The organism is Bradyrhizobium sp. STM 3566 (assembly GCF_045571445.1).
In the GTDB taxonomy this organism is placed as follows: Bacteria; Pseudomonadota; Alphaproteobacteria; order Rhizobiales; family Xanthobacteraceae; genus Bradyrhizobium; species Bradyrhizobium vignae.
On record NZ_CP120692.1, the window covers coordinates 1,835,976 to 1,848,629 of the forward strand.

A 12,654-nucleotide genomic window follows, 5' to 3' on the forward strand; every position below is an offset into this window, starting at 1 on the left:
TTCCACAAAGGCTCTCTCCATGACCGTGATCGGTTGGCTCCAGATCATTCTCTATTGTGCCATCATCGTCGCGCTGACCAAGCCGCTCGGCTGGTACATGACGCGCGTCTTCAGCGGCGAGCGGACGTTCCTGTCGCCGGTGCTGCGCCCGATCGAGGCCGGCATCTACCGGATCTCCGGCGTCGACGAGAAGCGCGAGCAGCACTGGCTGACCTACACGGTCGCCATGCTGCTGTTCCATGTCGGCGGCTTCCTCATCATCTACGGCCTCATGCGGCTCCAGGCCGTGCTGCCGTTCAATCCGGCCGGGCAGTCCGCGGTTGCCGAGGATCTGTCCTTCAACACCGCGATCTCCTTCATCACCAACACCAACTGGCAGAACTACGCCGGCGAGAGCACGCTCTCCTATCTGACCCAGATGGTCGGCCTCACGCACCAGAATTTCCTGTCGGCGGCGACCGGCATCGTGCTCGCGGTGGCGCTGATCCGCGGCTTTGCCCGCGCATCCATGCGCACCGTCGGCAATTTCTGGGTCGATGTGACCCGCTGCACGCTCTACATACTGCTGCCGATCTGCGTCGTGTTCGCGCTGTTCCTGGTCTGGCAGGGCATGCCGCAGACGCTGGGCAACTACGTCGAAGCGACCACGCTCGAAGGCACCAAGCAGACCATTGCGGTCGGTCCGGTCGCCTCGCAGGTCGCGATCAAGATGCTGGGGACCAATGGCGGCGGCTTCTTCAACGCCAATGCCGCGCACCCGTTCGAAAATCCGACCGCGCTGTCGAATTTCGTGCAGATGCTGTCGACCTTCGTGCTCGGTGCGGCGCTGACCAACGCGTTCGGCCGCATGGTCGGCAACCAGCGCCAGGGCTGGGCGATCCTCGCCGTAATGGGCGTGCTTTTCGTCGCGGGCGTCGCCGTCGCCTACTGGGCGGAGGCTCAGGGCACCTCGACGCTCCAGGCGCTGGGCCTGACCGGGGGCAACATGGAGGGCAAGGAAGTCCGCTTCGGCATCGTTGCGTCCGCGCTGTTCGCGGTCATCACCACCGCCGCTTCGTGCGGCGCGGTGAACGCCATGCACGACAGTTTCACCGCGCTCGGCGGCATGATCCCGCTGATCAACATGGAGCTCGGCGAAATCATCGTCGGCGGCGTCGGCGCCGGTATGTACGGCATGCTGCTGTTCGTCATCCTCGCGATCTTCGTCGCAGGCCTGATGGTCGGCCGCACGCCGGAATATGTCGGCAAGAAGATCGAGGCGCGTGAGGTCAAGATGGCGATGCTCGCCATTCTCGTTCTGCCCCTGATGATTCTCGGCTGGACCGCCGTCGCCGTGGTGCTGCCGCCGGCCGTGGCGTCGATGGCCAATGGCGGCCCACACGGTTTCGCCGAAGTGCTCTATGCCTATACCTCCCAGACCGCCAATAACGGCTCCGCCTTTGCGGGCCTCACCGGTAATACGCCGTTCTACAATCTGACCGGTGGCGTTGCCATGTTCGTCGGCCGCTTCTTCATGATCGTGCCGGCGATGGCGATCGCGGGATCGCTGGCGGAGAAGAAATCCATTCCGCCGTCGATGGGGACCTTTCCGACCACCGGCGGCCTGTTCGTCGGCCTCGTCGTCGGCGTCATCCTGATCATGGGCGGCCTGACCTTCTTCCCGGCGCTCGCGCTCGGCCCCATTGTCGAGCACCTCGCGATGAACGCCGGCAACGTCTTCTGATCCAGCTCTTTCGGAGTGACCTCCATGGAACCCGTCCATAAGCCCAACAAGCGCATGCCGGTCTCGGCGATGCTGGATTCCAAGATCGTGATGCCCGCCATCGGTGCAGCCTTCACCAAGCTCGATCCGCGGTCCATGATCAAGAACCCCGTGATGTTCGTGGTCGAGATCGTGGCCGCGCTCACCACCGTGATCTTCGTCCGCGACCTCGTCATCGGCGGGGAAAATCTCGCCTTCACCTTCCAGATCATCCTCTGGCTGTGGTTCACCGTGCTGTTCGCAAACCTTGCCGAAGCAGTGGCCGAGGGCCGGGGCAAGGCGCAGGCCGAGACGCTGCGCAAGACCCGCACCGAGAGCCAGGCCAAGCTCCTGAGCGGCGCGGGCCGCGACTACAAGCTCGTATCAGGCACGAGCCTGAAGGTCGGCGATCTCGTGCTGGTCGAGGCGGGCGACACGATCCCATCGGACGGTGAAGTGATCGAGGGCGTCGCCTCCGTCAACGAGGCCGCCATCACCGGCGAGTCCGCGCCCGTGATCCGCGAATCCGGCGGCGACCGCTCGGCCGTGACCGGCGGCACGCAGGTGCTGTCGGACTGGATCCGCGTCCGCATCACCGCCGCGCAGGGCTCGACCTTCATCGACCGCATGATCAAGCTGGTCGAGGGCGCCGAGCGGCAGAAGACGCCGAACGAGATCGCGCTCAACATCCTGCTCGCCGGCCTCACCATCATCTTCGTGTTCGCCACCGTGACCATTCCGAGCTACGCGGCCTATGCCGGCGGCTCGATCTCCGTGATCGTGCTGGTCGCGCTGTTCGTGACGCTGATCCCGACCACGATCGGCGCGCTGTTGTCGGCGATCGGCATCGCCGGCATGGACCGCCTGGTGCGCTTCAACGTGCTCGCCATGTCCGGCCGCGCGGTCGAAGCTGCCGGTGATGTCGACACGCTGCTGCTCGACAAGACCGGCACCATCACGCTCGGCAATCGGCAGGCGACCGCCTTTCGTCCCGTGCGCGGTGTCACCGAGCAGGAGTTGGCCGATGCCGCCCAGCTCGCCTCGCTCGCGGACGAGACGCCAGAAGGCCGCTCCATCGTCGTGCTCGCCAAGGAGAAGTACGGGATCCGTGGCCGCGACATGGCCGAGCTGGGAGCGACCTTCGTTCCGTTCACGGCGCAGACCCGCATGAGCGGCGTCAACGCCGGCGGCTCGTCGGTGCGCAAGGATGCGGTCGATGCCATCCTCAACCATATCGGCGGCGGCGCGCCGATCGCGATCGCCTCGGGCAACGCGGCACGGGCCTTGCAGCCCGCGGCTTTGTCCGAGGCCGGCCGCGAGATCAGCGCCATTGCCGACGAAGTCGCCAAATCGGGCGGCACGCCGCTGGCTGTCGCCAAGGACGGCAAGCTGCTCGGAATCGTCCAGCTCAAGGATATCGTCAAGGGTGGCATTCGCGAGCGCTTCGCCGAACTGCGCCGCATGGGCATCCGCACCATCATGATCACCGGCGACAATCCGATGACGGCCGCTGCCATCGCCGCAGAAGCCGGCGTCGACGATTTCCTGGCGCAGGCAACGCCCGAGGACAAGCTCAAGCTGATCCGCGACGAGCAGGCCAAGGGCAAGCTGGTGGCGATGTGCGGCGACGGCACCAACGACGCCCCGGCGCTCGCCCAGGCCGATGTCGGTGTCGCCATGAACACCGGCACCCAGGCCGCGCGCGAAGCCGGCAACATGGTCGATCTCGACTCCAACCCGACCAAGCTGATCGAGGTGGTCGAGATCGGCAAGCAGCTCTTGATGACGCGCGGCGCGCTGACAACGTTCTCGATCGCCAACGACGTCGCAAAATATTTTGCGATCATCCCGGCGATGTTCCTGGCGTTCTATCCCCAGCTTGGCGTGATCAACGTCATGAACCTGTCGAGCCCGCAGAGCGCCATCCTGTCGGCGATCATCTTCAATGCGCTCGTCATCATTGCGCTGATCCCGCTGGCGCTGAAAGGCGTTGCCTATCGCGCGGTCGGTGCCGGTGCGCTGCTCCGGCGTAACCTCTTGATCTACGGGCTTGGCGGCATCGTCGTGCCCTTCATCGGTATCAAGGCGATCGACCTTGTCGTCGTCGCCTTGCATTTGGCCTAACGCGTCATTGCGAGGAGCGAAGCGACGAAACTATCCAGACTGCCTCAGTGGAAGGACGCTGGATTGCTTCGCTTCGCTCGCAATGACGAAAGAAATAGGAGAAGCACATGCTCAGAGAAATCCGCCCGGCCATCGTGCTCTTGCTGGTGCTCACCGCCATCACGGGCCTCGCCTATCCGCTCGCGATGACGGCCATCGCCGGTGCGCTCTTCCCGGCGCAGGCGCAAGGCAGCCTGATCGAGAAGGACGGCAAGGTGATCGGGTCCGCCCTGATCGGGCAGGAGTTCAAGGACGACAAGTACTTCCACGGCCGCCCTTCGGCAACGCTGGCGCCGGACCCGAATGATTCGACCAAGACGGTTGCGGCGCCCTACAACGCCGCCAATTCGGGCGGCTCCAACCTCGGCCCGACCAGCAAGGCGCTGGCCGACCGGCTGAAGGAGGATGTGGACAAGCTCAAGACCGAGAATCCGAATGCGCAGGTGCCGGTCGACCTGGTCACCACCTCCGCCAGCGGTCTCGACCCTGACATCTCGCCGGAAGCAGCGGAATTCCAGGTGCCGCGCGTTGCCAAGGCCCGGAATATGCCGCAGGACGCTGTGAAGCAGATCGTGGCGGCCAACGTTCAGGGCCGCTTGCTAGGCCTGATGGGCGAACCTCGCGTTAACGTACTGGCGCTGAACCTCGCGCTGGATCGCGCTGCAGCCAAGTAGCGGTCTAGGCTCGCGGTGCGCAGATGATTATATTGATAGCATGGTCCGAGAGCGCCGCGATCCCGAACAACGTCCCTCTCCCGAGGCGCTGCTGGAAGCTGCGCGTCGGGAGGAGAGCGCGAGCGGCAGGCTGAAGATCTTCGTCGGCGCTGCGCCCGGCGTCGGCAAGACCTATGAGATGCTGCAAAGCGCCCATGCCAAGCGCAAGGCCGGCATCGACGTGGTGGTCGGCTTCGTCGAGACCCATGGCCGCGCCGAGACCGAGGCGCTGGTGCGCGATCTCGAAGTGGTCCCGCGCAAGAGGCTGGACTACCGAGGCCAGGTTGTCGAGGAGATGGATCTCGATGCGGTGATCGCGCGTCGGCCGCAGATTGCGCTGGTCGACGAGCTCGCCCACACCAACGCGGCCGGCAGCCGCCATCCCAAGCGCTATCTCGACGTCGAGGAGCTGCTCTCGCACGGCATCGACGTCTACACCGCCGTCAACATCCAGCATATCGAGAGCCTGAACGACGTCGTTGCGCAGATCACCCATGTCAGGGTGCGCGAGACCGTGCCGGATTCGGTGTTCGACCGCGCCGACGCGATCGAGCTGATCGACCTCACGCCCGACGATCTGATCCAGCGGCTGAAGGAGGGCAAGGTCTATGTGCCCAAGCAGGCCGAGCGGGCACTGGAGCATTATTTCTCGCCGGGCAATCTCACGGCGCTCCGCGAACTCGCACTGCGGCGCACCGCCGAGCGGGTCGACGAGCAGCTCCTCAACCACATGCAGGCGAACGCGATTCCCGGTCCCTGGGCCGCGGGTGAGCGCATTCTCGTCTGCGTCAGCGAGGATCCGCGCGCGGCCGGCCTCGTGCGCTACACCAAGCGGCTGGCCGATCGGCTGCATGCGCCGTTCACCGCGATCTCGATCGAGACGCGGCGATCCCTGCAATTGTCCGACGAGGAGCGGGATCGGCTGGCCGATACGTTGCGGCTTGCGGAATCGCTCGGCGGAGAGGCGCTGACCATTCCCGCCGTCGGCCGCCGCATCGCCGACGACGTCGTCAATTTCGCGCAAGGCAACAACGTCACCCAGATCGTGATCGGCAAATCGACGCGCTCGCGCTGGTTCGAGATGACGCGCGGCTCCGTCGTGCACGACCTGGTGCGCCGCGCCGGCAACATCACCGTCCACGTCATCGCCGGTGACGAGCTGCCCGGCGAGGTCGCGCCCAAGACCGCGGTGCAGACCGCTGCGCGCTCGGAGCCGTTCGATCCGCTGCCCTATCTGAAGGCGCTCGGGATCGTGCTGATCGGCCTCGGCGCCGCCGAGCTGATCCAGCCCCGGTTCGGGCTCGAGAACGTCGACCTCGTGCTGCTGACCTCGGTCGTCGCGGTTGCCGTGCGCTATGGCTTATGGCCGTCGCTGCTGGCGACGGTGGCGGCTTCACTGTGCTACAATTTCTTCTTCATTCCGCCGATCTACACGTTCACGATCACGGATCCGACCAACGTCGCCGCCTTCGTGCTGTTCATGGTGGTGGCGATGCTCGTCTCCAATGTCGCAGCGCGCGTGCGTACGCAGGCCGATGCGGCGATTGGCCGGATCAGGATGACCGAGCAGCTGTATGCCTTCAGCCGCAAGCTCGCCGGCACCGCCACGCTCGACGACGTCTTGTGGGCGACCGCCTACCAGATCGCGCTGATGCTGAAGGTGCGCGTCGTTCTGCTGTTGCCCGACGAGGGTCTGCTCACGGTGAAATCGGGCTATCCGCCGGAGGATGAGCTCGATCAGGCCGACCTCGCTGCGGCCAACTGGGCCTGGAGCAACGATCGCGCCGCCGGCCGCGGCTCGGACACCTTGCCGGGCGCAAAACGACTGTTTCTGCCGATGCGCACCGGCCGGCGTCCGATCGGTGTGATCGGCATCGACAACGACCGCACCGGCCCGCTGCTGACGCCGGACCAGCGCCGGCTGCTCGATGCGCTGGTCGACCAGGGCGCGCTCGCGATCGAGCGCGTGCTGCTGGTCGAGGACATGGACCGCGTCAAGCGCACTGTCGAATCCGAGCGCCTGCGGTCGGCGCTGTTGACCTCGATCTCGCATGATCTGAAAACGCCGCTCGCCTCCGTGCTCGGCGCAGCCTCGACCATGCGCGATCTTGCCGGCGCTCTCTCCGACACCGAAAAGCGCGACCTGCTCGCGACCGTCATCGACGAATCCGAGCGGCTCAACCGCTTCATTGCCAATCTGCTCGACATGACCAAGCTCGAATCCGGCGCCATCGTGCCCAACACGGCGCTGCACGATCTCGACGAAATCGTGGGCAGCGCGCTCCGGCGCGCCAGCAAGATCCTTGGCGGCCACAAGGTCGAGCTGGTGCTGGCCGCGGATCTGCCGATGCTCCAGCTCGATGCCGTGCTGTTCGAGCAGGTGCTATTCAATCTGCTCGACAATGCCGCCAAATACGCGCCACCCGGAACCACGATCTCGATCCGGGGCCGGCGCGACAGCAGTCACGTCGTGCTCGAGATCGCCGATGAGGGCGCCGGCATTCCCCCTGACGAGCTGGAGAGCGTGTTCGACAAGTTCTATCGCGTGCAGAAGGGCGATCACGTCCGCCCGGGGACCGGGCTCGGGCTCGCCATCTCCCGGGGCTTCGTCGAGGCGATGCGCGGCACGATCTCCGCTGCCAATCGCAGCGAGCGCAGCGGCGCGGTCCTCACCATCCGCCTGCCCGTTCCGGCAGAGAGTCACGCATTGGATACCGCCGCATGAGCGCTGCTCCGATCAAGGTCCTGGTCATCGACGACGAGCCGCCGATCCGCAAATTGCTGCGGATGGGGCTGACGACGCAAGGCTACGAAATCCTGGAAGCGTCGAACGGCAAGACCGCGCTGGAAAAGCTCGGCGAAGAGCCGGCGCTGATCATTCTCGATCTGGGCCTGCCCGACGTTCAGGGGCACGAGCTGCTCCGCACCATCCGCACCCGCAACGAAGGCGTGCCGATCGTGGTGCTGTCCAGCCGCGGTGACGAAGCCGGCAAGGTCCAGGCGCTCGATCTCGGTGCCGACGATTATCTGACCAAGCCGTTCGGCATGGAGGAGCTCCTGGCGCGCCTGCGCGCCGCGTTGCGCCACCAGCTTCAGATCAAGGGCGAGCGCCCTTTGTTCCGCACCGGCGATCTCTCCGTCGATCTCGTCCGCCGCATCGTCAAGGTCGGGGACCGTGACGTGAAGCTCTCGCCGAAGGAATATGACCTGTTGCGCGTGCTGGTGCAGCATGCCGGCAAGGTGCTCACCCACCGCTTCCTGCTGAGGGAGCTCTGGGACGAATTGACCGACGCGCAGTACTTGCGCGTCTATGTCCGCCAGCTCCGCCAGAAGATCGAAGCCGATCCCGAACGGCCGCAATATGTGCTCACGGAAACGGGCATCGGGTACCGGCTGAAGGCGGGGGATTGAGCGTTCGACTTGGCGGCATGGTGTGCTGGCTTGAGGCACAGTCGTCATGGCCGGGCTTGACCCGGCCATCCACGTCTATCGGCGTGTGAGGACAGGCGTGGATGCCCGGGTCGAGCCGGGCATGACGACAGAGGTTGTGGCGCAAGCCTGTTTCCGCAATGACGGTGCAAGGTCAACCCGCCTTCCTGTGCCTCGCAGCTGTCCGGTGCGTCTTCTTCGCGGCTCGGTGCCGTCCCGTCGCACGCCGCGCATGTGACTTCGCCGCCGTCTTCTTGCCGCCGCGCCCCTTCAGGCTCTGCTTCAGCGCGTCCATCAGGCTGATGACGTTGCTCGGTCGCTCCTCGGGCTCCGGCAGTTCGATCTTCTTGCCGCTGGCCTTGCGCTTCACCAGTGCCTTCAGCGCGTCCTCGTATTCGTCCTTGAATTTGCTGGGATCGAAATGTGCCGCCTTGGTCTGCAGGATGTGGCCGGCGAGCTCGACCATGTCCTTGGTGATCTTCGGGCTCTTGATGTCGTCGAAGAACTGGTCCTCGTCGCGCAGCTCGTAAGGGAATCGCAGCGTGGTGCCGAGCAGGCCCTTACCGAGCGGCTCGATCGCCATGACGTGCTCGCGATTGGTGAGAACGATCTTGGCCAGCGCCACGCGCTCCTCATCCTTCATGGCGTCGCGGATCACCGCGAAGGCGTCGACGGCGGCCTTGCCGTCGGGCGCGATGTAATAGGGATGGTTGAGATAGCGCTTGTCGATTTCCTCGCGCGGCACGAAGCTTTCGATGTCGATGGTGTGGTTGCTTTCGATCTGGACTGCCTCGAGCTCCTCCGGCTCGATCTCGACATATCTGCCCTTTCTCAGCTCGTAACCGCGCCCCTTCTGATCGCTCTCGACGACGTCGCCGGTCTCGGAATCGATCATCTGCTGCTTGAGCCGGTTCCCGGTCTCGCGGTTGATGAGATGAAACCGCGTCTTCTCCGCGGCGGTTGCCGCCGGATAGAGCACCACCGGGCAGCTCACCAGCGAGAGCTTCAACGTTCCCTTCCAATAGGCGCGCGGGGCCATTCCATTCTCCAGCGTTTTCAAGGCGTTTTGGAACCCCAACCGTCGCACAGGGTTTTGGTTCCGGACGGGACTTTGACCGTGATAGGCTTGAACGCCGAAAGAGAAGCGGGACCGGTCGTGCTGCAAAAACTCTCCACTTACCGACAGAAGCGTGACTTCGAGAAGACGCCCGAACCATCGGGCAGGACCGCAGTGGCCCCCTCGAAACAGCGGCGGTTCGTGATCCAGAAGCACGATGCAACGCGCCTGCATTACGATCTCCGGCTCGAACTCGACGGCGTGTTCAAGTCCTGGGCGGTGACGAAAGGGCCCTCGCTCGATCCGCACGACAAGCGCCTCGCGGTCGAGGTCGAGGACCACCCGCTCGACTATGGCGATTTCGAAGGCACGATTCCCGAAGGCCAATATGGCGGCGGCACCGTGATGCTGTGGGATCGAGGCTATTGGGAATCGGAAGATCCGGAAGCCGGCTTCAAGAAGGGTGATCTCAAGTTCACGCTCCACGGCGACAAGCTGCATGGCAGCTGGGTCCTGGTGCGCATGCGCAAGCGCGGCGGCGAGAAGCGGACCAACTGGCTGCTGATCAAGCATCGTGACGAATATGTCCGCGAAGGCGCGGACAACGACATTCTGGAGCAGGACAAGTCCGTCGCCTCCGGCCGCGCGATGGAGCAGATCGCCGAAGGCAAGGGCCGCGCGCCGAAGCCGTTCATGCTGGCCAAGGGTCCCAAGGGCAAGGCCGATGCAGTCTGGCAGTCCAACCGTGCCGAGGAGACGAAAGGGCGTACGGTGAAGCCGGCGCCGCGAACGGCGTTGAAAGCCGGCAAAGCAGGGAAGAAGAGCGCCACGACCGCGACGAACGCCAAGAAGGTCTCGGAGATGCCGGACTTCGTTGCGCCGCAGCTCTGTACGCTGGTCGAGCGGCCGCCGCCCGGCGAGGGCTGGTGCCATGAGATCAAGTTCGACGGCTACCGGGTGCAGCTCCGGGTCGAGGACGGCGAGGCGACGCTGAAGACGCGCAAGGGTCTCGACTGGACCGGCAAGTTCGCCTCGATTGCCAAGGAAGCGGCAGCGCTGCCGGACGTGATGATCGACGGAGAGATCGTCGCACTCGACCATACCGGTGCGCCGAACTTCTCCTCGCTGCAAGCTGCGCTGTCCGATGGCAAGACCGACGAGCTGATCTTCTTTGCCTTCGACCTGCTTTTCGCGGAGCACGAGGATTACCGTCGTCTGCCGCTCGGCGAACGCAAGGCCCGGCTGAAGGAGCTGCTGGGCCAGCGCAAGCGGAAATCGAGCCAGATCCGCTATGTCGAGCATTTCGAGAGCGGCGGTGATGCCGTGCTCAGATCGGCCTGCAAGCTCGAGCTCGAAGGCGTGGTGTCGAAGAAGCTGGATGCCCCGTATCGGTCCGGCCGCACCGAGAGCTGGGTCAAGTCGAAATGCCGGGCCGGCCACGAGGTGGTGATCGGCGGCTACAAGACCACCAGCGGTAAATTCCGCTCGCTGATGGCCGGCGTGCAGCGTGGCGATCATCTCGCCTTCGTCGGCATGGTCGGCACCGGCTTTGGCGCGGACAAGCTCAAGCGCATCATGCCTCTTCTGACGGCCATGGAGACCAAGCAAAACCCCTTCGGCGGCAAGAACGCACCGAAGAAGACCCGCGACGTGCACTGGCTGAAGCCGGAGCTCGTCGCCGAGATCGAGTTTGCCGGCTTCACCGCCGACGGCAATGTTCGCCAGGCGGCATTCAAGGGATTGCGGCAGGACAAGCCGGCCGAGGAGGTCGAGGCCGAGGCGCCCGTCGATACCGAGCTCGCCGAACCCTCGGCCAGGAAGCCGGCGCGCACGAAGACGGGCGGACAATCGAAGCAGGCCGCTCAAAATGCCGAGGTCATGGGTGTCGTCATCTCCAAACCGGACAAGGAGCTCTGGCCTGATGACGGCAATGGTGAGCCCGTCACCAAGCTGGATCTTGCCCGCTATCTCGAAGCCGTCGGCGAATGGATGATCGTGCACCTCAAGGGCCGGCCTTGTTCGCTGATCCGCGCCCCCGACGGTATCAAGGACGAATGCTTCTTCCAGCGCCACGCCATGCAGGGGCAGTCGAACCTTCTGGAGCTCGCGCGGGTCTCCGGCGACCGCAAGCCCTATCTCGAGATCGATCGGGTCGAGGGGCTTGCCGCCGTGGCGCAGATCGGCGGCGTCGAGTTGCATCCCTGGAACTGCGCGCCTTATGCCTACGACACGCCGGGCCGGCTGGTGTTCGATCTCGATCCCGCGCCCGACGTGGACTTCGCCGAGGTCGTCGAAGCGGCCAAGGAGATGCGGCAGCGGCTGGGTGATGTCGGCATGGACAGCTTCTGCAAGACCACGGGCGGCAAGGGCCTCCACGTGGTGGTGCCGCTGCTCCACGGCGCGCGCGAGAAGGTGAGCTGGAAGGAAGCCAAGGCATTTGCACAAGGCGTCTGCCAGTGGATGGCCAATGACGATCCCGAACGCTATCTGCTCAACATGTCGAAGAAGCTGCGCAAGCGAAAGATCTTCCTGGATTATCTCCGCAACGACCGCATGTCGACCGCGGTTGCCCCGCTGTCGCCGCGGGCGCGCGTCGGCGCCACGGTATCGATGCCGCTGACTTGGGCGCAGGTGAAGAGCGATCTCGATCCGAAGAAGTATACGCTGCGCACCGTGCCGGGCCTGTTGCCGAGATCGAAAGCATGGGAGGGTTATGACGATGCCGCCGCGTCGATCAAAGCGGCGATGAAGAAGCTGGCGGCGAAGGCGAGGTAGGTGCTTTCCAAACGTGATTCCGGGCTGCGCGAAGCGCAGACCCGGAATCCAGAGATTTGTGGCGCGAGGTTCCGGGTTCGTGCGTGCGCGCGCCCCGGAATGACCGCCCTAACTAGATCCGCCCCATTAGCAGTAGGATCAGCAGGATGATGATGACGAGCCCAAGGCCGCCGCCGCCATAATAGCCGGTGCCGTAGAACGGCCCGCCGCCGATGCCGCTGAAGCCGCCCAGCAGGGCGATGACCAGAATGATCAGAATGATCGTGCCGATTGACATACGAATCTCCTCACCCCTTTGATGAAAGGGTCGTTTGCACCTGTCCCGTCGTGTGGGAGCAACTTGCCGTATGTTTTAAAGTTCCGGCTCCGCAACGTGGGCGCCGGCCCCAGCTCGCATGGAACCTTTGCCCTTCCGTCGGCCATGTCTAGGTGGGGATCAGTCAGAAGGGGTCAGGACCATGTCAGCGCCGCTTGTCGTCTCAATTCCGCATCGTCTCGGCCGCGAGGAGGCGGTGCGCCGGCTCAAGGCAGGGCTTGGCCGCGCCGCAGCAAGCATTCCCGTGATGCAGGTGGAGGAGGAACGCTGGAGCGGAGACAGCATGAACTTCCGCATCCGTGCGCTGGGGCAGGTCGCGACCGGTCAGATCGACGTGGCCGACGATCAGGTCCGGGTCGAGGTGGTGCTGCCCTGGCTGTTGCAGCGCTTTGCCGAGATGGCGCAGGCGACGATCAGGAAGCGCGGCCAATTGCTGTTGACCAAAGACGGGGGAAAGTAA

9 protein-coding genes are annotated in these 12,654 nt (G+C 64.7%); 7 read left to right on the plus strand and 2 right to left on the minus strand.

Annotated features, from left to right (window positions below):
• Positions 1-19: 19 nt before the first annotated feature.
• The 5 genes from kdpA to P6U27_RS08830 all read left to right on the plus strand — a co-directional run bounded on the left by kdpA (position 20) and on the right by P6U27_RS08830 (position 8,028).
• The gene (gene kdpA / locus P6U27_RS08810) at positions 20-1,723 is read left to right on the plus strand and encodes a potassium-transporting ATPase subunit KdpA (protein ID WP_407193868.1); all 1,704 of its coding nucleotides are present in this window, start codon (positions 20-22) and stop codon (positions 1,721-1,723) included.
• Between the two features lie 24 nt (positions 1,724-1,747).
• The gene (kdpB, locus tag P6U27_RS08815) at positions 1,748-3,865 is read left to right on the plus strand and encodes a potassium-transporting ATPase subunit KdpB (RefSeq protein ID WP_407193869.1); all 2,118 of its coding nucleotides are present in this window, start codon (positions 1,748-1,750) and stop codon (positions 3,863-3,865) included.
• A 107-nt stretch (positions 3,866-3,972) separates the two neighbouring features.
• A complete protein-coding gene (locus P6U27_RS08820; RefSeq protein WP_407120011.1) occupies positions 3,973-4,578 on the plus strand; it encodes a K(+)-transporting ATPase subunit C in 606 nt (201 codons plus the stop codon).
• A 40-nt stretch (positions 4,579-4,618) separates the two neighbouring features.
• Positions 4,619-7,342: a DUF4118 domain-containing protein gene (locus P6U27_RS08825; protein WP_407193870.1), complete on the plus strand. Its 2,724-nt coding sequence runs from the start codon at positions 4,619-4,621 to the stop codon at positions 7,340-7,342.
• Complete coding sequence (locus tag P6U27_RS08830; RefSeq protein ID WP_122401832.1) at positions 7,339-8,028, plus strand: response regulator; 690 nt, start codon at positions 7,339-7,341, stop codon at positions 8,026-8,028. Before P6U27_RS08825 ends, P6U27_RS08830 begins: the two co-directional genes overlap by 4 nt.
• A gap of 172 nt (positions 8,029-8,200) precedes the next feature.
• On the opposite strand, the gene P6U27_RS08835 is transcribed toward P6U27_RS08830, so the two are convergent.
• On the minus strand, positions 8,201-9,085 hold the full coding sequence (locus P6U27_RS08835; RefSeq protein WP_407193871.1) for a Ku protein: 885 nt from the start codon (positions 9,083-9,085) through the stop codon (positions 8,201-8,203).
• A gap of 117 nt (positions 9,086-9,202) precedes the next feature.
• Between P6U27_RS08835 and ligD the strand changes: the two genes are divergently transcribed.
• Positions 9,203-11,878: a DNA ligase D gene (gene ligD / locus P6U27_RS08840; RefSeq protein ID WP_407194425.1), complete on the plus strand. Its 2,676-nt coding sequence runs from the start codon at positions 9,203-9,205 to the stop codon at positions 11,876-11,878.
• 112 nt (positions 11,879-11,990) lie between these two features.
• Here ligD and P6U27_RS08845 read toward each other — a convergent pair whose 3' ends face one another.
• Positions 11,991-12,155, minus strand: coding sequence for a DUF3309 family protein (locus P6U27_RS08845; RefSeq protein WP_084298933.1), 165 nt, complete (start codon positions 12,153-12,155; stop codon positions 11,991-11,993).
• Positions 12,156-12,336: 181 nt separating this feature from the next.
• Between P6U27_RS08845 and P6U27_RS08850 the strand changes: the two genes are divergently transcribed.
• The gene (locus tag P6U27_RS08850) at positions 12,337-12,654 is read left to right on the plus strand and encodes a polyhydroxyalkanoic acid system family protein (protein ID WP_122401835.1); all 318 of its coding nucleotides are present in this window, start codon (positions 12,337-12,339) and stop codon (positions 12,652-12,654) included.

What these genes read in the sequence shown, in the direction of transcription:
- kdpA (WP_407193868.1), top strand. Translation starts at nt 20, where the DNA reads ATGACCGTGATCGGTTGGCTCCAGATCATTCTCTATTGTGCCATCATC.
- kdpB (WP_407193869.1), top strand. Translation starts at nt 1,748, where the DNA reads ATGGAACCCGTCCATAAGCCCAACAAGCGCATGCCGGTCTCGGCGATG.
- P6U27_RS08820 (WP_407120011.1), top strand. Translation starts at nt 3,973, where the DNA reads ATGCTCAGAGAAATCCGCCCGGCCATCGTGCTCTTGCTGGTGCTCACC.
- P6U27_RS08825 (WP_407193870.1), top strand. Translation starts at nt 4,619, where the DNA reads ATGGTCCGAGAGCGCCGCGATCCCGAACAACGTCCCTCTCCCGAGGCG.
- P6U27_RS08830 (WP_122401832.1), top strand. Translation starts at nt 7,339, where the DNA reads ATGAGCGCTGCTCCGATCAAGGTCCTGGTCATCGACGACGAGCCGCCG.
- P6U27_RS08835 (WP_407193871.1), bottom strand. Translation starts at nt 9,085, where the DNA reads ATGGCCCCGCGCGCCTATTGGAAGGGAACGTTGAAGCTCTCGCTGGTG.
- P6U27_RS08845 (WP_084298933.1), bottom strand. Translation starts at nt 12,155, where the DNA reads ATGTCAATCGGCACGATCATTCTGATCATTCTGGTCATCGCCCTGCTG.
- P6U27_RS08850 (WP_122401835.1), top strand. Translation starts at nt 12,337, where the DNA reads ATGTCAGCGCCGCTTGTCGTCTCAATTCCGCATCGTCTCGGCCGCGAG.